Below are 22,677 nucleotides of genomic sequence, written 5' to 3'. Positions count from 1 at the left end.
TGCCCGCGCGTCCGGAAGCCCGGGGAGGAAGCTGATGAGGCGAGCCGCGAGGATGGCAGGGGCCGCGCTGGCGCTGGCATTGGGCATTTCCGGTGCTGCGACGGGGACTGCGGGCGCGGCGACGAGCTACAGCTTCGCGGTGATCGGCGACATTCCCTATGGCTCCACCCAGCTGGGGCTGTTTCCCAAGCGCATAGCCCAAATCAATGAGGACCCGAACGTCCAAATGGTCAGCCACCTGGGCGACATCGGCTCCGGCAACTGCTCCACCAGCTACTACCAGAAGATCAAGTCCAACTTCGACAAGTTCGTGGATCCGCTGGTGTACACACCGGGGGACAACGAATGGGCGGATTGCCACCGGGCCAGCGTCGGCAAGGGCAACCCGCTGGAGCGGCTGGCCACGGTCCGTTCAATCTTCTTCCCGTCGTCCGGCCGCACCCTGGGTCAAAATGCGATGACGGTGTCCGTCCAGACCGGTTACAAGGAGAACGTGTCCTTCGCCGCCGGCGGACTGACCCTGGCCACCCTCCACATCGTCGGCTCCGAAAACGACCTCAAGCCCTGGACGGGCCTGGGCTACACGGCCCCCACGGAACCGCAACTCGCCGAGGAGGCTGCCCGGGTCGACGCCACCATCACCCAGCTCAGGAACACCTTTGCCTCGGCCAAGGCCGCCGGCAGCAGGGCGGTGGTGCTGCTGACCCAGGCGGACATGTTCGCGCCGGGCACACAGGGCCCCGGCTACCGCAAGGCCTTCCAGTCCATTGTCCGGGCTCTTGCCAGCGAGGCCTCGCTCTTCCAGCGTCCGGTGTTCCTGTTCAACGGCGACAGCCACGGCTACATCAAGGACAAGCCGCTGACCACCTCCAAATGGAAGTCGTTCTACGGCCTCTCGGGCAGTGTTTCCAACCTGAGCCGGGTGACGATCGAGGGTGCCTCCTCCGTCAACGAATGGGTCCGCGTCAACGTCGTGTCCGGCTCGGAAGTTCTGCAGATCCAGCGCGTCGCTTTCACCTAACGGCAGAGGCGTGCTGAGCGCCGTGATTTCCGCGCTGATTCCGGACGGCCGCACCCTGGATCCGGGGTGCGTTCGTCCGGTTCCGCAGCGCTTTTTGCTGCACTGCCGCGGGCTCCCGAACCGCCGCTCCGGGCGCGGCGAAGGCCCGCCGGGATGCCCTACGCCAGCGTGTCGTTGCGGGGTGGGGCACCGGGGTGATAATTTCACTTGCCGCCTCAAATTCGCGGACAAAATTGCCTTCCGTTTTCCCCCTCCCCGACGCTTCCCCGCGAACCAGAAAGGCCGCAATGGCGCTGCTCCTTCCCGACACTCTGCCGACCCTTCAGACGGTCACGGGCAGGTTCGTCTTGGCACCGTTCACAGCTCTCGACGTCGAGCCGCTGGCGCGCCTTTTGGCCCGCGATGAAATCTGGTCCCAGGGCTTCAGCGACAGCGAGTCCAGGCCCGCCGGCGAGGCCGAGTTGATGGCGTTTGTGGACCGCCGCTTTGCCGGGCTCCAGGTCTTCTCCGTGTACCAGAAGCTGCCGCTGGGACAGTCGCGGTTCGTCGGAACTACCGGCATCACGGAGCATGACGAGCCCACGGAGCGCGTCAAGATCGGCCGGACCGTGCTGGACCCGGATTTCTGGGGCGCCAAGGTCAACCACGAGGTGAAGATCACCCTGCTCGACTGGCTGTTCTCGTGCGGGGCCGGCCGGATCGAATGCGATGTGGACGCCCGCAACCAGCGGTCGTTGTCCTCGCTTGCGCGGTTCGGGTTCACGGCCGAGGGGACCCGGCGCCGTTCCTCCCGGAACGTCGACGGCCTCTGGCGCGACTTCGTCATCCTGTCGCTGCTGACCGAGGAGTGGCCGGACCTGCGCCCCCGCGCCCTTGCCTCCCTGGCCGGTCAGACGCCCGCCGGGCTGCTGGCGGTGTAGGTCGGGTCTCCTCCTCGCCATCGGTATCCGGGGGATGCGGGCTAACGGGAACCGCGTTCTGAGAGACTGACCCTCGTGAACACTCTCGATGCCGTCACCTTAACGCTGTGGACGGACGTTGAAATGGCGTGGCCGGACCTCCCGTGGGAGGAGGCTGCGTTCAGGCACGGGGCGTTCCATCACGTAGCGGTCCTCGGCACGTCTGCCGTTGTGCGCGTCGCAAGCGGCTCGGAACACTTCCTGCGGACGCAGAGGGAACATCGAAACCTTAGGATCCTGGCGGCCATGGATCTTCCGTTTCGAATTCCTGTTGCTTTGTCCGCACCGCGTTCTGGGCCGGCGTGGTCGGCCCAGCTCACCAGCGTCGTCCCGGGCGACCATCGGACCGGTCTCTCCTGGGCGGAAGTCCGGGAGCCCCTGGACGTGGTCCTCGCCGGCTTCCGGCGAGCCGGGCAACCTGCGGGTGCGCTTCGTCCGGTCAGGCAGTCGTGCGGAGGCGAGGACTGGCCCGGCGTCGTGGACCGGATTCTCCACCCTCTGGACAGGGCTGCGAGGAGCGCCGCCGGACGAGTTGTCGCGAACGTGTTGGAGGCAGAGTCCGCTGCCGGCACAACGCTGGTGCACGGGGACTTCGGCCTGCACAACATCCTGTGGACAGGCACCCAACCTTCCGGCGTCGTGGACCTCGACAATGCCTGCATCGGTGACCCGGCAATCGACCTGGCACCCCTCATCGGAGCCTTCGGCTCGAGCAGGGTCGCCGACTTGGCGGACAAGGAGACGATCGCCAGGGCACGGGCCCACCGGGCATCTCTGCCGCTGCAAGTTGCCGCCGCCGCCGAACTGGTGAACGACTCGAAACTGAGGGACTTCGCACTGCGGAATTTCCAGGCCCGGCTTTTCACAGGCACCTTTGAGGATCCCACCCAGGGGTGACGGCCCCGCCGGCGGGCCCATAGAGTAGCGGCAGACCGACAGCCGCATCCGCTGGGGGCAGAAACACAAAAATGCCCCGGAATCCATGAAGAATTCCGGGGCATTTCCTGTTGTGCGCGGAGGGGGACTTGAACCCCCACCCCCTTTCGAGGACTAGCACCTCAAGCTAGCGCGTCTGCCATTCCGCCACCCGCGCAGGTGGTATTTCCGGGAAGAATTTCGCCGTTCAGCGTTTTGCTTTTCTCGGAAGCAGCGAGAAAGACTCTAGCACGAAGATTCCGGAAACAAATAATCGGGGCCCGCCAGGGCGGTGTGGGTAGGCTGAAGCCAGCACTGAGCCACTGCCACGAGGAGCGATATGACTGACATTCGGCCCGAAGACGAGGTTGTCCGGATCTGCCAGGAACTGATTCGGATCGACACGTCCAACTACGGTGACGGTTCCGGGCCGGGGGAGCGCGCTGCCGCGGAGTACACCGCGGGGCTGATCACGGAGGTCGGGCTGGACGCCGAGATCTTCGAATCCGCCCCGGGCCGCGCCAGTGTGGTGACCCGGCTGGCCGGCGAAGATCCGTCGGCCAGCGCCCTCGTGGTCCACGGCCACCTCGACGTCGTTCCCGCCCTGCGCGAGCAATGGTCCGTGGACCCCTTCGGCGCCGAACTCAAGGACGGCCTGATTTGGGGCCGCGGCGCCGTGGACATGAAGGACATGGACGCCATGATCCTTTCCGTGCTGCGGGATTTCGCCCGGACCGGCCGCAAACCCAAGCGCGACCTGATCTTCGCGTTCTTTGCGGATGAGGAGGCGGGCGGCAAGTACGGCGCCGGCTACGCCGTCGAACACCGTCCCGAATTGTTTGAGGGCGCCACCGAAGCGATCTCCGAAGTCGGCGGTTTCTCCGCCACTATCGGCGGCCAGCGCACCTACCTGCTGCAGACCGCGGAGAAGGGTCTGTCCTGGCTGCGGCTGGTCGCCCACGGCCGCGCCGGCCACGGCTCCCAGATCAACACGGACAATGCCGTCACCCGGCTCGCCAGCGCCGTCTCGCGGATCGGAGAATACCGGTGGCCGGTGGAACTGACCCCCACGACGCGGCAATTCCTGGACGGCGTAACGGAACTCACCGGCGTCGAATTCGACCCGGACGACCCGGAGAAGATCCTCAAGGAACTCGGCACGGTGGCGCGGTTTGTCGGCGCTACGCTGCAGAACACCACCAACCCCACCCTGCTTAAGGGCGGCTATAAGCACAACGTCATCCCGGAGTCGGCCGAGGCCCTGGTGGACTGCCGGACGCTGCCCGGCCAGCAGGAACAGGTCCTCGAGATCGTCCGCGAACTTGCCGGCACCGGCGTGGACGTCAGCTACGTCCACCAGGACGTCTCGCTCGAAGTCCCGTTCGCCGGCAACCTGGTGGACTCCATGATCGACGCGCTGCACTCCGAGGATCCCGGCGCCAAGGTCCTTCCGTACACGCTCTCCGGCGGCACTGACAACAAGGCCTTGAGCCGGCTGGGCATCACCGGTTACGGCTTCGCACCGCTGATGCTTCCGGACGACCTGGACTTCACCGGCATGTTCCACGGCGTCGACGAACGGGTCCCGGCCGACTCGCTGAAGTTCGGCTCCCGGGTGCTGAACACCTTGCTGACCAACTACTGAGCGGAACGTACTAAGAATGGCTCCCACAGAGATGACACCCGGAGACATCCTGCCCGAAGGACTGCTGGAACGGATCCGCGCCCGCGCGGCCGGTTATGACCGGGACAATGCTTTCTTCACGGAGGACCTCCGGGACCTCGCCGACGCCGGGTACCTGAAGATCTTCGTCCCGGCGTCCGACGGCGGCCTGGGCCTCGGTCTCGCCGGGGCGGCGCAACTGCAGCGGAGGCTGGCCACCGCAGCGCCGGCCACCGCCCTGGCGATCAACATGCACCTGGTCTGGACCGGCGTCGCGCACGTGCTGGCAGCCCGGGGTGATTCCTCGCTGGACTTCGTGCTAAAGGAGGCCGCGCAGGGTGAGATCTTTGCGTTCGGCAACTCCGAGGCCGGCAACGACTCCGTGCTCTTCGACTCACGGACCGAGGCCACTCCGTTGCCGGACGGAAGCTACGGATTCACCGGGCGGAAGATCTTCACGAGCCTCTCGCCGGCCTGGACCCGGCTCGGCATTTTCGGCAAGGACGCCACTGCGCGCGGCGGCGAAGGCGAACTGGTCCACGGCTTCATCGACCGGGAGACGCCCGGCTACCAGATCCTCTCCGACTGGGACACCCTGGGCATGCGGGCCAGCCAGTCCAACACCACGGTTCTGGAAGGCGCCGTGGTGCCGCCGGAACGAATCTTCCGAAAGCTCCCCGTCGGCCCGAACGCTGATCCGCTGATCTTCGCCATCTTCGCGTGCTTCGAGACGCTGCTGGCGGCGGTGTACACGGGGATCGGGGAACGCGCGCTGCATCTGGGGGTGGAAGCGGTCAAGCGCCGCACCTCGTTCAAGAATGGCGGCCGCAGCTACGCACAGGAGCCGGATATCCGCTGGAAGGTCGCCGAAGCTGCCATGGCGATGGATGGGCTGTATCCGCAGCTCGCCGCGGTGGCGGCCGCCGTCGATGCCCTCACCGATCACGGCGGGCAGTGGTTCCCGAAACTCGTCGGGGTCAAGGTACGCGCCACCGAAACGGCACGAACCGTCGTCGACCTGGCGATCAGGGTTTCCGGCGGTTCAAGCTACTTCCGCGGGTCCGAGCTCGAGCGGCTCTACCGGGATGTCCTGGCCGGGATGTTCCACCCCTCCGACGACGAATCGGCGCACAATACGGTGGCCAACGCCTGGCTGGGCCCGCTGGAGGGCTAAGCGCAGCGAGGCTGGGACGGCCCTGGACGGTCCGCGGGGGCCCTAGACGGTCCGCTGGACCTGGATCACTTTCCGGCGCAACCAGAAGCGGCGTCCGCCGCCGACGTAGAGGACGCTACGCTCAAGTTCCCACTTGCCGTACTCGGAATGGGCGGCGAGGAGGCGGCGCGCCTCCGGCAGGGAATCCTCAGGGCTGACCGTCAGCACGAGGTACTCGTACTGACGCGCATAGTCCCGCTCCCGACGGACCGAGCTGCTCAGAAAATGTTCCTTCATTGCTCTCCATTTTCGTCTTTTTCGGGCTAACGTGAAGTCATGAGCATCGATCCGCGTGTCGCGCTTCAGTCCCTGACCGCCGCCCTCGAGGAGCATCTGGCCGCTGCAGCGGCGCGGCGGGGAGACGGGGATCCCGCGGTCGAAGCGGCGTTTTTCGCCGTCGCCGATGCCTTTGAAGTCTACGACGACTCCCTCTACGAAGCGTATGGCGAAGTGACGCCCCTTGAGGTCATTGACGAAGAAGATGACGACGAGGAAAACGAAGACGTCGACGACGAGGAAGACCTCGAACTGATCCAGGACTAGGGCCGCCCGGCGCTGATCTGGGTCTGAACCCAGGTCACTTCATCGGCGAGCAACTCGAGGGCAGTACCGACCGGCTGGTAGCCCAGCTCCCGGGACGCGGTGGTGTCGAGGGTCATGGGCGTCCGCCACGGATGGTTCCCTCGGTTCACCGTGTTAGGGATCAGATCAATGTCGCCGTTCCATCCGAGGTGTGCGGCAATGGCCTGCACAATGTGGAGTGCTGCAGGCGTGTCCGGGTCGGCGGCGTTGAGAACGCGGGGCCCCGGCTGCGTTACCAGAATCTCGATGAGGGCGGCGGCATTGGCGGCGGCGCTGAGATGGTCGACGGTATCCGGGCTGGCCAGCTCAATTGCTGACTCTCCGCGGAGCATGTGCTCAACGATGCTTTGGGTGCGGGCCTGCCGGGCCCACGGACCGTGAATCTTCGAGGGGCGGATGACGGTCACCGGCAAGCCCGAGTCGAGTGCCGTACGCTCGGCGGCAACCTTGCAAGGCGCGTAGCCTTCACGACTGTAAGGGTTCATGTCATCCCCGGCGGGCGGAAGCGTGGGAGCATCCTCGGGGATGGGCCCGTTAAACTCAGGAGGCTCGTCGCCGTTGACATGCCTGCCCGCGGCGTCGGTGTAGACCGCGCGGCTCGACACCAGCACCGGGCATGTCACGGAGGCCATGGCGGGAAGGATGGCCTGAACATCCGCTGCCGTGTAGGCGACGAGGTCGACCAGGAGATCGGCGCCGTCGCCCACCAGCTCCTTGGTTCTCTTGGTATCGCTTCGCTCGAGCGGGTGGAAGCGTACCCCTGCGTCGACGAGCTCGACGGGCATACGTGAACTACTGCGGCCGGTCACGTCCACGTTCCAGCCAGCTTTAGCGAGCCGCAAAGCCGTCATTCCTCCAATGGCTCCCGTTCCTCCCAACAGAACCGCCCGCACCGTCATCCTCCTGAATCGCCACTCAAGTCCATTGCACTCTAAAGCCCGCAGCAGGCCACGACGCGACGTACCGTCGGAGCGGCCAATAGTGTCTGACCTAACCGCTTGAATAGATCCATGGGAATCGGTGCAGCGCTCATCGCCCGTCCGGCTGGCAGGCCGGATGATTTCCCCCGTGTCCCGGCCGCCCACGCCGATCGCGTTCCGGGCTGTGGAGCGCCAGCCCTTATTGTCGTAGGTCCCCGGCAGGATTGAGTCATGGGAATCGGTGCAGCTCTCATCGTTCATCCGGCCGGCAGGCCGGGCGATGAGGGGCGACGGGTTCCGCCGTTGGATAGCGTTCTCGGCCAGCTACGCGGATTCGCCGCGACGGCGGTCGCGGACGCGGCCCTGATGGACTTTGGCGAGGCGGCGGAGTTCGCCGGCCGGGTCGAGGAGATCTCCCGGGCCGCCGAATACCTGCAGCTCGTTGCCGCCGGGGCGGTGGAACGCACCCGTAAGGAAGCCGCCGCCGACGGCGCCCCGGCACTCGACGACGGCTACCGCAAAACCTCCGAGTTCCTCCGTGACCGGTTGCAGATCAGCGCCACCGAGGCCCACCGCCGGCTCACCCTGGCCCAGGACGTACTGCCCCGCACCGGGATCACCGGCCAGCCGCTGCCGCCTCTGCGCGAGGAACTCGGCGCGGCCGTGGCCGCCGGGACCGTCCCGTCCCGCTCCGCGACCATCATCACCCTCGCCCTGGGCCGGGTCCGGCCGCACTGCGACGCGGAGACGGCCGCCCGGATGGAACATGCCCTGACGCGCACCGCAATCGAGCACGACCCGGACTTCCTGACCCGGATCACCCGCCGCTGGGTGGACGCGATCGACCAGGACGGCGCCGAACCGAGCGAGGAAGTCCTCCGCCAGCTCCAGGGCGCCTTCATCCGCAAACCCCGCCACGGGCTGCAGCACCTGGAAATCTTCGCCACCACCGAACAGTTCGAGCACCTGCTGACCGTGATGAACACCGCCACCAACCCCCGCACCGGTCACGGAGCGGACGGCAGTGACGCCGACGGAGCGGGTGGCGGGACAGGCGCGGATGGCAGTGAGACGGCGGATGCCTTTGTTCCGAACCAGCTGGACCGGCGGTCGCGGCCGCAGAAACACCTCGACGGGCTCGTCGGCGGCTGCAAGGTCGCCATGGCCTCCGGCGGGCTGCCCGCGACGGGAGGCTTCCGGCCCCAGGTCATGGTCACCATCGACTACCGCGACCTCCTCGAACGCCTCCACCGCCTGACCGACACCGGGGAAGCTTGGAAGCTGGGAGAGGCCGTGCACTCCGGAAAGTCCGGCCGGACTGGAGACGCCAGCGGACTCAACCCTCGCACCGGCACCGGCGCCGGCCCATTCGGTTTCACCGGCACCGGGACCATGGCGTTCACCGGGCCCGTCACCGCCGCGACCATCCGCAAAATCGCCTGCGACGCCGACATCATCCCCGTCCTCCTCGGATCCAAGGGCCGCGTCCTGGACATCGGCCGCACCACCCGCGTCTTCCCGCCCCACATCCGCAAAGCCATCACCGCCCGCGACCAGGGCTGCGCGTTCCCCGGCTGCACCATCCCCGCCCCCTGGTGCGAAGCCCACCACATCACCTACTGGTCCCGCGAAGGCTCCACGAGCACCGACAATGGAACACTCCTCTGTTCACACCATCACCACCTGATCCACAAGGAACAATGGACCATCCAGCCCCGCGACGGCATCCCATGGTTCATCCCGCCACCCCACCTCGACCCCCACCAGCAACCGAGACGCAACCACTACTTCAGATCGTGAAGGCTGGTCGGGTCGCCGCGTCGGAGTCGTTCACCATCCGGCTGTGCCCGGGCCGCCCTTGAACGGGCCGACGATCTGCGAGGTGATCCAGCCGCCGTAGAAGTCACCCTCCTGCGAGGTGACCCGTTCCCCGTCGACCGCGCAGGAGTCCATATGGGCCGGGTAGAGGGCCACCCGGGTGCTGAGCGCCTCGAATCCACGTGTGGGTTCCGGGTAGGTCCAGCCGCCCCGGGGGACAACAACACCACCAGCAACAACGTCTAAGTAGTGTGCCTCTCCCTTGAATTCGCAGAAGCTGGTGCCCTGGGCCGGGACAAGGACCCCGGCAGGGAATGCTTCGAAGGGCAGGTAGTAGACAGGGGGATGGCTAGTCTCCAGGACACGGACCGAGTCGGTGGTGTCGGCAATCACCTGCCCGCCAAGCCGCACGACCACCCGATCGGACCGGTGCTCGACGCGCGGCGGCCGCGGGTAGTCCCACACAGATTCCTGCCCGGCCTTGGGCTTGATGGGCTGGGGACGCCGAAAGAATCCGGAAAAGCCGTTCGCAGGAGTCATCTCCCAATGGTGCCACCTGCCGCTGGGATACGACCGTGAACGCAGGGGGAGAGAGCCGGGGATCAATCGTGCCGGCAGCCTCCCGGGAGGCCCCTAAGCTCCGGCGGAGACGTCCTCCAGGGCGACGGCAATCTCCGGCGGCAGCGGCGCCAGCGAGGAGTCCAGGATCTCCTTGAGCTGGACGGCAGTCCGGGGTCCCACCACCGCGGTGGCCACCCCGTGCTGGGAAAGCAGCCAGCTCAGCGATACGTCCAGGGCGGTCCGGCCCAGACCCTTGGCCGCCATGGCCACCGCCTCAACGACGCTGGAGGCGGTTCCTTCGAGGTACGGCTCAACGTAGCCTGCCAGTTTCTGATGCGCGGCGCGGGAGTCGACAGGAATATGGCCACGGTACTTGCCGGTCAGCACGCCGCGGCCCAGCGGACCCCAGGCCATCAGGCCGAGCCCGGCGTCTTCAATGGCGGGAATCAACTCGGCCTCGGGCTTGCGCTGCAGCAGTGAGTACTCGGACTGGCAGGCGACCAGCGGGAACCCGGCCACGGCGGCGGCCTTGGCGGTCTGCCAGCCGGTGAAGTTGGAGACGCCCGCGTAGCGTGCCCGGCCGGAGCGCACGGCGAATTCCAGGGCGGAAAGGGTTTCCTCCAACGGCACATTGGGATCCCAGGCCTGGGCGAACCAGAGGTCAACGTAGTCGGTGCCGAGCCGTGCCAGGCTGGCGTCCAGGCCGGACAGCATTCCGTTGCGGGAGGTGTCGACGCTGTGGCGACCGCCGGACGTCGTCAGCCCGGCTTTGGTGGAAATCACTACTTCGGAGCGCGCGACGACGTCACCCAGCATGCTGCCGAGCATCGCCTCGGCGCGGCCACCGGCGTAGGACGCCGCGGTGTCGATCAGCGTGCCGCCCCCGTCGACAAAGGTGCGCAGCAGGCCTGAGGCATCCTGCTCATCGGTCTCACCGGCCCACGACATGGTGCCAAGGGAGAGGGACGAGACACGCAACCCACTGTTGCCGACATAACGCTGCTGCATGCCTGCAAGCTTACGATGCTCCTGAACGTTCATAACGTAGGGTCTATAAACGTGAACTGGTTAGAAGCAGCCTTTCTGGGCCTGGTGCAGGGCCTGACAGAATTCCTCCCGATTTCCTCGAGCGCCCACCTGCGGATTGTGGGGGCGTTCCTGCCGGATGCCGCCGACCCTGGGGCGGCCTTTACCGCCATCACCCAGCTGGGTACCGAGACCGCGGTGATCGTCTACTTCTGGCGCGACATCGTGCGGATCGTGAAGGCCTGGTTCGGCTCGCTCGCCGGGCGGGTGTCCCGGCAGGACCCGGACGCCCGGATGGGCTGGCTCGTGATCCTGGGCAGCCTTCCGATCATCGTCCTGGGCCTGCTGTTCCAGGACCAGATCGAATCGGTGCTCCGCAACCTCTGGATCGTCGCCACCACGCTGATCGTGTTCGGCATGATCCTGGCCGTAGCGGACGCCGTCGGCCGCCAGGAACGTGACCTGACCCAGCTCACCTACAAGCACGGCATTTTCTACGGCCTCGCGCAGGCGATGGCCTTGATCCCCGGCGTCTCGCGTTCCGGTGGCACCATCACCGCGGGCCTGCTGATGGGCTACACCCGCGAAGCCGCTGCCCGCTATTCCTTCCTGCTGGCCATCCCGGCGGTCTTCGGCAGCGGCCTGTACCAGCTGTACAAGGTGGTCACGAAAGAGGGCATCACCGGCCCGTACGGGCTGCCCGAAACAGGCCTTGCCACCGTGATCGCCTTCGTGGTGGGCTACGTCATCATCGGGTGGTTCCTCAAGTACGTTTCCACCCGCAGTTACCGGCTATTCGTCTGGTACCGGATAGGTCTGGGCCTCGCGCTGTACTTGCTGCTCGGTTTCAATGTCATCAGCGCCTAGCACTAGGCTTGGATTGTGAAATCCTGGACTTCCCGCCCCGTTCCCCAGCTGCCGGGCAGCATGCCCGCGCTGCGACTTTTCGATACCGCCAAGGGTGGCCTCGTCACCCTTGAAGCGACGGGGGAGCAGTCCATGTACGTATGCGGCATCACCCCGTACGACGCCACGCACATGGGCCACGCCGCCAGCTACGTCGCCTTCGACCTGCTCAACCGTGCGTGGCGCGACGGCCGCCAGCAGGTTGCCTACGTCCAGAACGTCACCGACGTCGACGACCCCCTGCTGGAGCGCGCGACGGCGACCGGCGTGGACTGGCGTGAACTCGCCGCCAGCCAGATCGAACTGTTCCAGACCGACATGGCAGCCCTGAACGTCCTAGCCCCGGACAACTATGTGGGCGCCGTCGAAGCCATCCCGCTGATCGTTCCGGCCATCGAGTCCCTCGTGCGGCGCGGACTGGCCTACCGGGTGGCCGGCACCGCCGGGGAGCCCGACGGCGATGTCTACTACGACGTCGAAGCGGCCGGGAAGCACTCCGCGGAGGCGCGCGATGCCTGGACGCTGGGATCCATTTCCGGTCTGGGTGACGCCGAAATGCTGGAGCTGTTCGCCGAACGCGGCGGCGACCCCGGCCGCGCCGGGAAACGCCAGGCCCTGGACCCGCTGCTGTGGCGGGTGGCCCGCGAGGGCGAGCCGAGCTGGCCCGGCGGCGAACTGGGGGAGGGGCGTCCCGGCTGGCACATCGAGTGCACTGTCATCGCCCAGAAATACCTGCCCGCGCCGTTCACGGTGCAGGGCGGCGGATCCGACCTCGTTTTCCCGCACCACGAAATGGGCGCCGGCCATGCCTACTCCCTGGCCGGGGTGCCGTTGGCCAAGCACTTCGCGCACGCCGGGATGGTGGGACTCGACGGCGAAAAGATGAGCAAGTCCAAGGGCAACCTCGTGCTGGTGTCCAAGCTGCGGGCCGCCGGCGAGGAGCCGGGCGCCATCCGGCTCGCGATCCTGGCCCACCACTACCGCAGTGACTGGTCCTGGACCGAGGACGGCTTTGCCCAGGCCAAGGACCGGCTCGCCAGTTGGCGGGCCGCCGTGGCCATTGCTCCGGCTGGTTCCGCCGGTCCGCTCATCGAGGAACTCCGGGCCGCGCTCTCTGACGACCTGGACGCCCCGCGTGCCCTCTCCGCCGTGGATGCCTGGGCCGCCGCCGCGCAGGCGTCCGGTTCCGAAGGCCCGTCGGGTGCCGCCACGGGTTCCGCCGCTGATGCGGCACTGGTGGCCGACGCCGTCAACGCCTTACTCGGCGTCGAACTCTAGGCGCGGCGCGCGGCGCGCCGCGCGCTAAAGGCCGGCGAAGCGAAAAAGCGCTGGCGACACCCGAATTCTGGTGTCGCCAGCGCTTTTGCGTAGCGCCAGGGGCCCTGCGCGTCCTTAGGGTTTTTCCTTGCCGCGGCGCTTGAGGTAGCGCTCAAATTCCCGCGCAATCGACTCGCCGCTGGCCTCCGGCAGGTCCGCGGTGTCCTTGGCCTCTTCGAGCTGGCGGACATAGGCCGCGATCTCCGGGTCCTCGGTGGCTAGTTCGTCGACGCCGCGCTCCCAGGCGTCGGCGTCCTCGACCAGCTCCTGCGTGTCCAGCGGGACCTGCAGCAGTTCCTCGATCCGGTGCAGCAGGGCCAGTTGCGCCTTCGGCGAGGGCGCCTGGGCCACATAGTGCGGCACCGCGGCCCAGAGGGAGACCGTGGGCAGTCCGGCCAGCAGTGCTACCTCGGCGAGCACGCCGACGATCCCGACGGGGCCCTCGTACTGGGAGGCCTCCAGATCCATCCGCTCACGCAATGCGGCGTCGTCGGTCGAGGCGCTGACCGGGATGGGCCGGCTGTGCGGCACATCCGCCAGCAGGGCGCCGACCAGGATGACGTAGTCCACCTTCAGCGCCTCGGCGTGCACCAGCAGCTCGGCCGTATAGGCGCGCCACTTGTACGAGGGCTCATTGCCCTGGACGAAGATAACGTCGACGTTGGAGCCCGGGACGCTGGCCTTGAAGATCCGGGTGGACGGCCACTTGATCTTCCGTTCCCCGGAGGCGGTGCGCCGGATCGTCGGGCGGGTGAACTGGAAGTCGTAGTATTCGTCCGCGTCGATAGAGCCGACCTTTTTGCCGCCCCAGAGCTTGTTCAGGTAGCGCAGCGCATCACTTGCGGCTTCGCCGGCGTCGTTCCATCCTTCAAACGCCGCGAGCATCACCGTGATGCGCTGGCCCTCGGGTACGGGCAGCAGCAGCCGCTCCGGCTCGGGCGTGACGCCCGTTTCGGTGGTGTCTGGCTCGAAGCTATTCATGTGTTCACCCTACGTCCAACTTGCGGGGGAGCGCAGGCAGGCGGGCACTGCAAGTCCGCGGAAATTCGCCGACGGCGTAGCCCCGGGCACCGGGCCGGGGCTACACCGTAGACTGGAGGGCATGCGATCCCCAGCCTCCCAGCCCCTGCTCAAAGCCGCGTTATGGGACATGGACGGCACGATCGTGGACACCGAACCTTACTGGATCGAGGCTGAGCACGCCCTGGTCGCGGCCCACGGCGGAGAATGGTCGCACGAGAAGGCCATGCTGCTCGTGGGCCAGTCGTTGGTGTTCTCGGCCGGCATCCTGCAGGAAGCCGGTGTGGAACTCGAAGAGCGCGAAATCATAGACACCCTCACCGGGCATGTCGTCAGCCTGGTCCGGGAGTCGGTCCCGTGGCGGCCAGGAGCGCGAGAGCTGCTCGACGAACTGCACACGGCCGGCATCCGTTGCGCCCTGGTTACCATGTCCGAGGCGCCCCTGGCCCGCGAGATCATTGCCAGCCTGCCCAAACCGTATTTTGAATTCCTCGTCACCGGAGACACCGTCACGCAGGGCAAGCCGCACCCCGAGGCGTACCTGAAGGCCGTTGAACTCCTGCAGCAAGAGGATCCCGAACTGGACCACGAGCACTGCGTGGCCCTGGAGGATTCCGTTCCCGGAGTTGCCGCGGCCGTGGCCTCCGGCGTCGTCACGGTGGCCATTCCGCACATCGTTCCGCTCCCGCACGATCCGCGCCGCACCATTTGGGACACCCTGGCCGGGCGCACCGTCGCCGACCTCGAGGAACTCGTCACGCTGCGGCATGAAGCCGCAGCCGGCGATGTCGCGCTGGAGCGCGCGGGCAGCGGTGGCCAGCTTGACTGAGCCGTCGCCGCAGAAACCGCCGGGAAACGCCGAGGAGCGGCCGTTCTCCCTGCGCGGCGGCATTCCGCTCGGCCGGATCGCCGGCATCCCCGTCATCCTGGCTTACTCATGGTTCGTCATCGCGGCATTCACCGTGATCGCCTACGGCCCGGTCCTGGCTCATAACTTCCCGGGAACCGGGGCCACCGCCTACCTCGCCGCGTTCGCGTACGCCGTGCTGCTGCTGCTCTCGGTGCTGGTCCACGAGCTGGCGCACGCCCTGACGGCCCGGATGTACCGCTGGCCGACCAGCAAAATTGTCCTGAACCTCTGGGGCGGCCACACCCAGTTTGAGAACTTCACCGCCTCGCCCGGGAAGTCCGTGCTGGTGGCCATGGCCGGCCCGGCCGCGAACCTCGTCCTGGCCGGCGCGGGCTGGCTTGTGGTCGCCCCCGGCCCGCTTCCGGGCCTCGCGGACCCCTTGGCGAACATCTTCGTGTGGGCCAACCTGCTGATCGGCATCTTCAATGTGCTGCCAGGCCTGCCCCTGGATGGGGGCCGGCTGGTGGAATCCGCGGTCTGGAAGGCCACCGGCAGCCACGAGAAGGGAACCATCGCGGCCGGCTGGGCGGGCAGGATCATCGTGATTGGACTCGCGGTCTGGTTCGTGGCGTTGCCGCTGCTCAGCGGCAACCGCCCGGACACCTCCCTGATACTCATCACCGTCCTGGTGGGCAGCTTCCTCTGGCTCGGCGCCACCGCCTCGATCCAGCAGGCCCGCTACCGCAGCAGGCTGCACCTGGTCGACGCCGCCGCCCTCGCTGAGCCGGCTATTGGCCTGCCGGACACCGCCACCGTCGCGGACGTGCTGCGGCACTCGCCGGCCGGGGCGCCCGCCGTCGTGCTCTACGGTGCCGATGCGCGGCCCGCCGCCGTCGTTGACGAAACCGCCGCCGCGGACGTACCCGCGTCGCTGGCCGCCGCCACACCTGCTACCGCTGTCGCGTACCCGCTCACTGCCGGCGCCTACGTGAAGGAAACCGACCGGGGCGCCGAACTGCTGGCGTACCTGGCGCAGCTGGAGGGATCGGACTACGCGGTGGTCGACGACGCCGGCACCGTCACGGGACTGCTGCGGCAACTGACTGTGCTCAATGCCCTCACCGGCAAGCAGCCACGGGGCACGGTGGGCACCCCGGCCGTGGGCGAGGGCCGCAATCAGGAAGGGAACCGGTAGAGTTACCTGCCGGTCGTGAATTATCCGGCCCAAGAACCACGGGCCGGTGCCAGCCGCCACAGCCGCGGCCACCAAAGCTTTACAGGAGCGAGGAAACATTCCATGAGCAGCGACACTGCCGCCAATGCCACCCCCAGCGGGGAGCGCACCGCCGTCGAGAGCCCGCTGGCGCCGGCCACGGAAACAGCTACTGCCCCTGTGGGGGCCAACCGGCGCCGCGGGCCGTTCCGCGAGGGGGAGCGGGTGCAGCTCACCGACGAACGCGGCCGCATGAACACCATCAGCCTCGAGGCCGGCGGCGCGTTCCACACGCACCGCGGCTTCCTCAACCACGACGAGATCATCGGCAAGCCGGACGGATCCGTCGTCGTGAACAACGTCGGCCAGCAGTACCAGACGCTGCGCCCGCTGCTCTCCGACTTTGTCCTCTCGATGCCGCGCGGCGCGGCCGTGGTGTACCCCAAGGACGCCGGCCAGATCGTCACCATGGCGGACATCTTCCCGGGCGCCCGCGTGGTCGAGGCCGGCGTCGGCTCCGGCGCACTGTCCATCTCGCTGCTGCGCGCGGTGGGGGACAACGGCTACCTGCACTCCTTCGAACGGCGTGAAGAGTTCGCCGACATCGCCCGCGGCAACGTCGAGACGATTTTCGGCGGCCCCCACCCGGCCTGGCAGATCAGCCTCGGCGACTTCCAGGAGGAAGTCGTCCGGACCGAGGCGCCCGGCTCCGTGGACCGCGTGGTCCTGGACATGCTCGCCCCCTGGGAATGCCTCGACGCCGTCGCCACCGTCCTCGCTCCGGGTGGCGTCTGGATCAACTATGTCGCGACTGTTACGCAGCTGTCCCGGACCGCCGAGGCCATCCGCGCGGACGGGCGTTTCACCGAGCCGGACGCCTGGGAGTCCATGGTCCGCGGCTGGCACCTTGAGGGCCTTGCCGTGCGCCCGGACCACCGGATGGTGGCCCACACCGGGTTCCTGCTGGTTACCCGCCGGCTGGCCGACGGTGTCACCGGCATCTCCGTGAAGCGGCGGCCGTCCAAGACCGAGTTCGACGCCGAGGATGTCAACGCCTGGACCCCCGGCGCCGTCGGCGAACGGGCCGTCTCGGACAAGAAGCTGCGACGCGCGGCCCGCGACGCGATCGCCGGCACCAACGTCAAGGACACCCCCGGGGTTACGAACTAGTCCGCATTTCGGAAGTCTTCAGCAGCACCCGCCGTCTTGGGGCTATGGTCTTAACAGAAGTACTGAAGGGGCTGATGCACGATGGAGACTCCGAACAACGAGACCGGCCGCACGCCGGCACAGGACGAGGCCCTGGCGGCTGCGGCCGCCGGCGGGTCTGAGCCGGCGGCGGCAGCCGACGTCGACCGTTACGCTGCCGCCGAGCTGTCCGTCGCCGAGCGCCAGGTCAACATCCTGCGCGACAAACTGCGCCACATCGACCGTCAGCTCGCGGCCGCCACGCAAAACAACTCCAAGCTCGTTGGCATGCTGGAGACGGCCAAAGCGGAGATCCTGCGGCTAAAAAACGCCCTGGACCAGGAAGGGCAGCCGCCGTACAGCTTCGGCACCATCCTGCAGCTGAACCCGAAGCGGCACCCCGCCCCGGGCAGCAGCGGGCAGGCCGCCACCGAAGAATCCGTGGACATCTTCAACGCCGGCCGCAAAATGCGGGTCGGCATCAGCCCGCTGGTGAACATCAACCAGCTCGCCGTCGGCCAGGAAGTGCTGCTCAACGAGGCCCTGCTGGTGGTCGCCGGGCTCGGCTACGAGCGGGCCGGCGACCTGGTCACACTCAAGGAGCTGCTGGGCTCCGACCGCGCCCTGGTGGTGGGCCGCGCCGACGAGGAGCGCGTCATCCGGCTCTCCGGCGCCCTGCTGGCGCAGAAGCTGCGGGTGGGCGACGCCCTTTCGATCGACACCCGCACCGGCTACGCACTGGAGAAGATTCCGCGCTCCGAGGTGGAAAACCTGGTCCTCGAGGAAGTCCCGGACATCACCTACCAGGACATCGGCGGCCTCGGCCCGCAGATCGAACAGATCCGCGACGCCGTCGAACTGCCGTTCCTGCACCCGGACCTGTACAGGGAGCACGGACTCAAGGCACCCAAGGGCATCCTGCTCTACGGCCCGCCGGGCTGCGGCAAAACCCTGATCGCCAAGGCCGTGGCCAACTCGCTGGCCGCCCGGGCCGCCGAGCGCGCCGGCAAGACGGACATGAAGAGCTACTTCCTGAACATCAAGGGACCCGAACTGCTGGACAAGTACGTCGGCGAGACCGAACGGCACATCCGGCTGATCTTCGCCCGCGCCCGGGAGAAGGCGTCCGAGGGCAGCCCGGTGGTGGTGTTCTTCGACGAGATGGACTCGCTGTTCCGCACCCGCGGCACCGGCATCTCCTCGGACGTCGAGACGACCATCGTGCCGCAGCTCCTCAGCGAGATCGACGGCGTGGAGCGGCTGGACAACGTGATCGTGATCGGCGCGTCCAACCGGGAAGACATGATCGATCCGGCCATCCTGCGCCCGGGCCGGCTGGACGTCAAGGTCAAGATCCAGCGCCCCGATGCCGAGGCCGCGGCGGACATCTTCAACAAGTACATCACCACGGACCTGCCCTTCCACGAGCAGGACCTGGCCGAGCACAACGGCGACATCCAGGCCACGGTGGACGCCATGATCCAGCGCACCGTGGAGGCCATGTACTCCACCGAGAAGTCCAACGAGTACCTCGAGGTGACCTACGCCAACGGTGATACCGAAATGCTCTACTTCAAGGACTTCAACTCCGGCGCCGTGGTGCAGAACGTGGTGGACCGGGCCAAGAAGTCCGCCATCAAGGACCTGCTCACCAGCGGCCAGAAGGGTTTGCGCATCGACCACCTGCTCCGCGCCGTCATCGACGAGTTCCGTGAGCACGAGGACATGCCCAACACCACGAACCCGGATGACTGGGCACGGATTTCCGGCAAAAAGGGCGAACGCATCACCTACATCCGCACCATCGTCCAAGGCAAGGCCGGCCAGGAACCCGGGAAGTCCATCGAGACGATGCCCAGCACGGGCCAGTACCTGTGACGGCGGGTCCTTCAGCGGTTTCCGGAGGCCTGCCCGTCGGTGGCGCCATGCGCGTGATGGGCTCGGAAACCGAGTACGGCATCCACGCGCCGTCCGCGCCGGGCGCCAACGCCACCATGATGTCCGCCCGCGTCATCCAGGCCTACGCCCAGGTCACGCGGCAGCGCGCGGCCGGCGGCGCCGAGACGCGGTGGGACTACACCGACGAGGAGCCTCTTCACGATGCCCGGGGCTGGACCCTGGAGCGGAGCGCGGCCGAGCCCGAACAGCTCACCGACCGGCCGCCGGCCCTGGACGCGGAGGCGATCGCCCTGGCGTACGGCCGCGCCGAGCTGGACCACGACGGCGAGGATGAGTCCGGCTCGCTTCTGATGAACATGGTGCTGGGCAACGGCGCGCGGCTCTACGTGGACCACGCCCACCCGGAATACTCCAGCCCGGAAGTCACCAGTCCGCGTGACGCGGTGGTCTGGGATGCCGCCGGGGACCTGGTGGCCCTCGCAGCCGTCCGCCGGCTGGCCGCGGATCCGGACCTGCCGCCGATCAACCTGTACAAGAACAACACGGACAACAAGTCCGTCTCCTACGGTTCGCACGAGAACTACCTGATGCCCCGCTCGGTCCCTTTCGGGGAGATCGTGCGCGGGCTGACGCCGTTTTTCGTCACCCGCCAGATCATCTGCGGCGCCGGCCGGGTGGGGCTGGGCCAGGACAGCTCCCGGCCCGGCTACCAGATCAGCCAGCGGGCCGACTTCTTCGAAACCGAGGTCGGGCTCGAGACGACGATCCGCCGCCCGATCATCAACACCCGGGACGAACCGCACGCCACCGCGGACAAGTACCGGCGGCTGCATGTCATCATCGGCGATGCGAACCTCAGCCAGGGCTCCAATTTCCTCAAGTTCGGCAGCACCGCCATGGTCCTGAGCCTGATCGAGGCAGGCCTGGCGCCGCGGATCGAAGTTCACGAGCCGGTGGCGGCCCTGCAGGCGGTCAGCCACGACACCTCGCTGACGGCGACGCTGCGGCTGCTCGACGGGCGCCGCGTCACCGCGCTGGACCTGCAGTGGATGTACTTCGAGGCGGCCGCGAAACTGGCGCAGGACACCGGTGTTGCGGACGCCGTCGACGGCGACGGCCATACCCATGAGGTGCTTGAGCGCTGGTCCTCGACGCTCACCGCGCTGGACAGCGACCGGGCGGCCGCCGCGTCGACGGTGGAATGGCTGGCCAAGCTGTCCCTGCTGGAGGGCTACCGCCAGCGCGACGGGCTGGAATGGTCGGACGCCCGGCTGGGCCTGGTGGACCTGCAGTGGGCGGACATCCGCCCCGAGAAGGGCCTCTACTACAGGCTGCTGGCCCGCGAGCGGATGCAACGGATCGTCGAGGACGGGGCGATCACACGGGCTGTGACGGAGCCGCCGTCGGACACCCGGGCCTTCTTCCGCGGGCGCTGCGTCAGCCGTTTCGGCAAGGATCTGGTGGGCGCGAGCTGGGACTCGGTGATCTTTGACCTGCCCGGCCGCGGCAAGCTCCAGCGGGTCCCCACCCGCGAACCGCTGCGCGGCACCGAGGCCCTGACCGGCGGCCTGTTTGCCCGGCACCGCGAGGCAGGGCCGTTCCTGGCCGAGCTCCTGGGACTGACCCCCGGTTCGTAACCGCAAAGGCCCCCGCGCGGGGCCCGGGCGTGGCAATATTGCTTACAGGACGTCCCGTGCACGCGGGTACTTCCGGGGGACAACGCAGTGCGACGACAGCGCACGGCGAAGACCGATAGGAGAAAACGATGGCAGGCCAGGAGCAGCAGCAGCCGCAGTCCCGCGACACCGAGGTCGAGGAGGAGATCCCGGCACCGCCGGCGGCGCCCGAGGCCCAGGCCTCCGCCGCGACCCAGGGCGTGGATGACCTCCTGGACGAAATCGACGGCGTCCTGGAGTCCAACGCCGAGGAGTTTGTCCGGGCCTTCGTCCAGAAGGGCGGCCAGTAGGGCCACCGGCCGGGCGGGGCACTACTGGAGGGAACCGGAACTGAGGAGACACAGGGCTGAGGGCCGGAAGTCGTTGATCCACTACGTTGAGGGAGTGCACCAGTGCAGGAAACATCAGCCAACCAGGTAGCAGCCGGCGCGACGTCCTCATTCACCGAGCACCTGCAGCGCTCACGGCCCGAACTGTTGCCGTATAACGCCCTGCAGCACGGCATCCCGGCCGGAACGGCCGCCGCGCCGCTGCAGACCCCGCACGCCACCACGATCGTCGCCATGACCTACGCCGGGGGAGTGCTGATGGCCGGGGACCGCCGGGCGACCATGGGCAACGTGATCGCCAGCCGGCACATCGAGAAGGTGTTTCCCGCGGACCAGTACTCCGTGCTCGGCATCGCCGGAACCGCCGGCATCGCCCTGGACATCACCCGACTGTTCCAGGTTGAGCTGGAGCACTACGAAAAAATCGAAGGCACGCAGCTGAGCCTGGACGGCAAGGCCAACCGGCTCGGCGCGATGATCCGCGGCAACCTGCCGATGGCGATGCAGGGCCTCGCCGTCGTCCCGCTGTTCGCCGGCTTTGACCGGCCCGCTGGCGTCGGCCGCCTGTTCTCCTATGACGTCACCGGCGGCCGCTACGAGGAGCAGGAACACCACACCGTCGGCTCGGGCTCCATGTTCGCCCGCGGGGCGTTGAAGAAACTCTGGCGGCCCGGCCTCCCGGAAGCGGATGCCGTCCAGGTGGCCGTCGAAGCGCTCTACGACGCGGCCGACGACGACTCCGCCACCGGCGGCCCGGACCCTGTCCGGCAGCTCTGGCCCGTGGTCTACACCGTCAGCCGCTCCGGCGCCGTCCGCGTCCCCGAGCGCCAGCTCGCGGCGGTGGCCGGGACCATCATCGAATCACGGGCCGTTGCCCAGCGGGAGGCCTGAGATGACCCAGCAGTTCTATGTCTCACCCGAACAGCTGATGAAGGACCGGGCGGACTTCGCCCGGAAAGGCATAGCCCGGGGACGGTCAGTGGTGGTCATCAGCTGCCGGGACGGGATTGCCCTCGTGGCGGAGAACCCCTCACCGTCGCTGCATAAAATCGGTGAGATCTACGACAAGATCGCTTTCGCCGCCGTCGGCAAGTACAACGAGTTCGAGAGCCTGCGCCAGGCCGGGGTCCGGTACGCGGACGTCCGCGGCTACTCCTACGACCGCGAGGACGTTACTGCCCGAGGGCTCGCCAGCGTCTACGCGCAAAGCCTCGGCGCGGTGTTCACGGCCGAACAGAAACCCTTTGAGGTGGAACTGGCCGTGGCCGAGGTCGGGGCAAGCCCGGAAGCCGACCACCTCTACCGGCTGACCTTCGACGGCTCCATCGCGGACGAGCAGGGGTTCATCGTGATGGGCGGCCAGGCCGACAAGGTCTCCGAGGCCGTCGCCGCCGGCTGGCGCGGAGAGCTCGACTTCGCCGGGGCGATCCGGCTGGCCCTGGCCGGACTGGTCGCGGACAAGGAGGCCGACGCGCTGCCGGCATCGGCCGTGGAGGTCGCCGTGCTGGACCGCGGCTCGGAAAGCAGCCGGGGCACCCGGCGGGCGTTCCGCCGCCTCGACGACGCCGACGTGGTGGCACTGCTGGCTGAGGAGAACTGAA

General features: G+C 67.7%; 22 protein-coding genes and 1 tRNA gene. 17 read left to right on the top strand and 6 right to left on the bottom strand.

The window, feature by feature from the left end:
* The first annotated feature begins 52 nt into the window (after positions 1-52).
* The 3 genes from AC6I9V_RS00295 to AC6I9V_RS00285 all read left to right on the top strand — a co-directional run bounded on the left by AC6I9V_RS00295 (position 53) and on the right by AC6I9V_RS00285 (position 2,877).
* A complete protein-coding gene (locus AC6I9V_RS00295; protein ID WP_497897916.1) occupies positions 53-1,021 on the top strand; it encodes a hypothetical protein in 969 nt (322 codons plus the stop codon).
* A gap of 287 nt (positions 1,022-1,308) precedes the next feature.
* Positions 1,309-1,941 carry a GNAT family N-acetyltransferase gene (locus tag AC6I9V_RS00290; protein ID WP_497897915.1) on the top strand — a complete coding sequence of 211 codons (633 nt, stop codon included), beginning with the start codon at positions 1,309-1,311 and terminating at the stop codon, positions 1,939-1,941.
* Between the two features lie 75 nt (positions 1,942-2,016).
* Positions 2,017-2,877, top strand: a complete 861-nt coding sequence (locus tag AC6I9V_RS00285; RefSeq protein WP_497897914.1) for an aminoglycoside phosphotransferase family protein — start codon at positions 2,017-2,019, stop codon at positions 2,875-2,877.
* 113 nt (positions 2,878-2,990) lie between these two features.
* Here the strand turns inward: AC6I9V_RS00285 and AC6I9V_RS00280 are convergent.
* Positions 2,991-3,073, bottom strand: a tRNA-Leu gene (locus AC6I9V_RS00280).
* A gap of 162 nt (positions 3,074-3,235) precedes the next feature.
* Here AC6I9V_RS00280 and AC6I9V_RS00275 point away from each other — a divergent pair.
* Positions 3,236-4,540 carry a M20/M25/M40 family metallo-hydrolase gene (locus AC6I9V_RS00275; protein ID WP_497897913.1) on the top strand — a complete coding sequence of 435 codons (1,305 nt, stop codon included), beginning with the start codon at positions 3,236-3,238 and terminating at the stop codon, positions 4,538-4,540.
* A 31-nt stretch (positions 4,541-4,571) separates the two neighbouring features.
* A complete protein-coding gene (locus tag AC6I9V_RS00270; protein ID WP_497900214.1) occupies positions 4,572-5,732 on the top strand; it encodes an acyl-CoA dehydrogenase family protein in 1,161 nt (386 codons plus the stop codon).
* Positions 5,733-5,774: 42 nt separating this feature from the next.
* Here the strand turns inward: AC6I9V_RS00270 and AC6I9V_RS00265 are convergent, their stop codons facing one another.
* Entirely contained in the window at positions 5,775-6,008 is a 234-nt protein-coding gene (locus AC6I9V_RS00265; protein ID WP_138769332.1) for a DUF5703 family protein, read from the bottom strand.
* 39 nt (positions 6,009-6,047) lie between these two features.
* Between AC6I9V_RS00265 and AC6I9V_RS00260 the strand changes: the two genes are divergently transcribed.
* Positions 6,048-6,314 carry a hypothetical protein gene (locus AC6I9V_RS00260; RefSeq protein WP_146337568.1) on the top strand — a complete coding sequence of 89 codons (267 nt, stop codon included), beginning with the start codon at positions 6,048-6,050 and terminating at the stop codon, positions 6,312-6,314.
* On the opposite strand, the gene AC6I9V_RS00255 is transcribed toward AC6I9V_RS00260, so the two are convergent.
* The gene (locus tag AC6I9V_RS00255; RefSeq protein ID WP_497897912.1) at positions 6,311-7,252 is read right to left on the bottom strand and encodes an NAD-dependent epimerase/dehydratase family protein; all 942 of its coding nucleotides are present in this window, start codon (positions 7,250-7,252) and stop codon (positions 6,311-6,313) included. The genes AC6I9V_RS00260 and AC6I9V_RS00255 overlap by 4 nt on opposite strands.
* Positions 7,253-7,504: 252 nt before the next feature.
* On the opposite strand from AC6I9V_RS00255, the gene AC6I9V_RS00250 reads away from it, so the two are divergent.
* On the top strand, positions 7,505-9,073 hold the full coding sequence (locus tag AC6I9V_RS00250; RefSeq protein WP_497897911.1) for an HNH endonuclease signature motif containing protein: 1,569 nt from the start codon (positions 7,505-7,507) through the stop codon (positions 9,071-9,073).
* 30 nt (positions 9,074-9,103) lie between these two features.
* Here the strand turns inward: AC6I9V_RS00250 and AC6I9V_RS00245 are convergent, their stop codons facing one another.
* Together AC6I9V_RS00245 and AC6I9V_RS00240 are read right to left on the bottom strand one after the other, a co-directional pair.
* Complete coding sequence (locus AC6I9V_RS00245) at positions 9,104-9,631, bottom strand: DUF427 domain-containing protein (RefSeq protein ID WP_497897910.1); 528 nt, start codon at positions 9,629-9,631, stop codon at positions 9,104-9,106.
* Between the two features lie 93 nt (positions 9,632-9,724).
* Positions 9,725-10,660: an aldo/keto reductase gene (locus AC6I9V_RS00240; protein WP_497897909.1), complete on the bottom strand. Its 936-nt coding sequence runs from the start codon at positions 10,658-10,660 to the stop codon at positions 9,725-9,727.
* Positions 10,661-10,711: 51 nt separating this feature from the next.
* On the opposite strand from AC6I9V_RS00240, the gene AC6I9V_RS00235 reads away from it, so the two are divergent.
* Together AC6I9V_RS00235 and mshC are read left to right on the top strand one after the other, a co-directional pair.
* Positions 10,712-11,545, top strand: a complete 834-nt coding sequence (locus AC6I9V_RS00235) for an undecaprenyl-diphosphate phosphatase (RefSeq protein WP_349414295.1) — start codon at positions 10,712-10,714, stop codon at positions 11,543-11,545.
* Positions 11,546-11,560: 15 nt separating this feature from the next.
* Complete coding sequence (gene mshC, locus AC6I9V_RS00230) at positions 11,561-12,862, top strand: cysteine--1-D-myo-inosityl 2-amino-2-deoxy-alpha-D-glucopyranoside ligase (RefSeq protein WP_497897908.1); 1,302 nt, start codon at positions 11,561-11,563, stop codon at positions 12,860-12,862.
* Positions 12,863-12,976: 114 nt separating this feature from the next.
* Here the strand turns inward: mshC and AC6I9V_RS00225 are convergent, their stop codons facing one another.
* A complete protein-coding gene (locus AC6I9V_RS00225; protein ID WP_497897907.1) occupies positions 12,977-13,882 on the bottom strand; it encodes a PAC2 family protein in 906 nt (301 codons plus the stop codon).
* 121 nt (positions 13,883-14,003) lie between these two features.
* Between AC6I9V_RS00225 and AC6I9V_RS00220 the strand changes: the two genes are divergently transcribed.
* From AC6I9V_RS00220 to prcA, 8 genes are all read left to right on the top strand, one after another.
* Positions 14,004-14,750: an HAD family hydrolase gene (locus tag AC6I9V_RS00220; RefSeq protein WP_497897906.1), complete on the top strand. Its 747-nt coding sequence runs from the start codon at positions 14,004-14,006 to the stop codon at positions 14,748-14,750.
* Positions 14,743-15,966 (top strand): site-2 protease family protein, encoded by a 1,224-nt coding sequence (locus AC6I9V_RS00215; RefSeq protein ID WP_497897905.1) that lies wholly within the window; start codon positions 14,743-14,745, stop codon positions 15,964-15,966. The genes AC6I9V_RS00220 and AC6I9V_RS00215 overlap by 8 nt, the downstream gene beginning before the upstream one ends.
* Before the next feature lie 102 nt (positions 15,967-16,068).
* Entirely contained in the window at positions 16,069-17,154 is a 1,086-nt protein-coding gene (locus AC6I9V_RS00210; protein WP_497897904.1) for a tRNA (adenine-N1)-methyltransferase, read from the top strand.
* An 81-nt stretch (positions 17,155-17,235) separates the two neighbouring features.
* Positions 17,236-19,050 (top strand): proteasome ATPase, encoded by a 1,815-nt coding sequence (arc, locus tag AC6I9V_RS00205; protein WP_497897903.1) that lies wholly within the window; start codon positions 17,236-17,238, stop codon positions 19,048-19,050.
* 47 nt (positions 19,051-19,097) lie between these two features.
* On the top strand, positions 19,098-20,708 hold the full coding sequence (gene dop / locus AC6I9V_RS00200; protein WP_497897902.1) for a depupylase/deamidase Dop: 1,611 nt from the start codon (positions 19,098-19,100) through the stop codon (positions 20,706-20,708).
* Positions 20,709-20,836: 128 nt separating this feature from the next.
* A complete protein-coding gene (locus AC6I9V_RS00195; protein ID WP_497897901.1) occupies positions 20,837-21,037 on the top strand; it encodes a ubiquitin-like protein Pup in 201 nt (66 codons plus the stop codon).
* A 102-nt stretch (positions 21,038-21,139) separates the two neighbouring features.
* Positions 21,140-21,967, top strand: a complete 828-nt coding sequence (gene prcB / locus AC6I9V_RS00190) for a proteasome subunit beta (protein ID WP_497897900.1) — start codon at positions 21,140-21,142, stop codon at positions 21,965-21,967.
* Position 21,968: 1 nt separating this feature from the next.
* Positions 21,969-22,676, top strand: coding sequence for a proteasome subunit alpha (gene prcA / locus AC6I9V_RS00185; protein WP_349414286.1), 708 nt, complete (start codon positions 21,969-21,971; stop codon positions 22,674-22,676).
* Position 22,677 lies beyond the last annotated feature (1 nt).

Source organism: Arthrobacter sp. SlRoot2-15, assembly GCF_059739345.1.
This window is presented reverse-complemented; position numbering and strand designations above follow the sequence as displayed.